Source organism: Halioglobus sp. HI00S01, from assembly GCF_001635445.1.
GTDB classification, from domain to species: Bacteria; Pseudomonadota; Gammaproteobacteria; order Pseudomonadales; family Halieaceae; genus Halioglobus; species Halioglobus japonicus.
Genome location: NZ_LWEE01000356.1, coordinates 1 through 362 on the forward strand (window position 1 = coordinate 1; position 362 = coordinate 362).

At 55.2% G+C, this 362-nt stretch carries 1 protein-coding gene; it reads right to left on the reverse strand.

The window, feature by feature from the left end; genetic code table 11:
- Positions 1 to 362, reverse strand: a 362-nt coding sequence (locus A3709_RS24235) for a cadherin-like domain-containing protein (RefSeq protein ID WP_197484340.1), incomplete at both ends; no start/stop codon positions are given.

Sequence of the window (362 nt, forward strand, 5' to 3'; positions counted from 1 at the left end):
CATAGTCGCCTTCAACATCAATTCCACCACCGGGAGGATTGGTGACATCGATGTAGTTGCCGTCCTTGTCCTGCACTTCCAACTTGTCGGTAGTATCAGTGCCAGTGTGGGTGATATTGAAGTCACCGGAAGTGGCTTCATCGGGGCTGCCCGGGTTGCTGCCATCAGCCAGTGCTGATTCAGCCACCCAATCGCGCTCACCCGCGTATACCACAGACACCATCGGTACAGAATCGCTATCAACGTTCAGCGAAACGGTGGCCTCGGAGGTATCGCCGTCGGCGTCAGTAATGATGTATGTGAAACTGTCCGGACCTGCGTAACCTTCGTTCGGGGTGTACTCAAAGGTCTCGCCCACTACC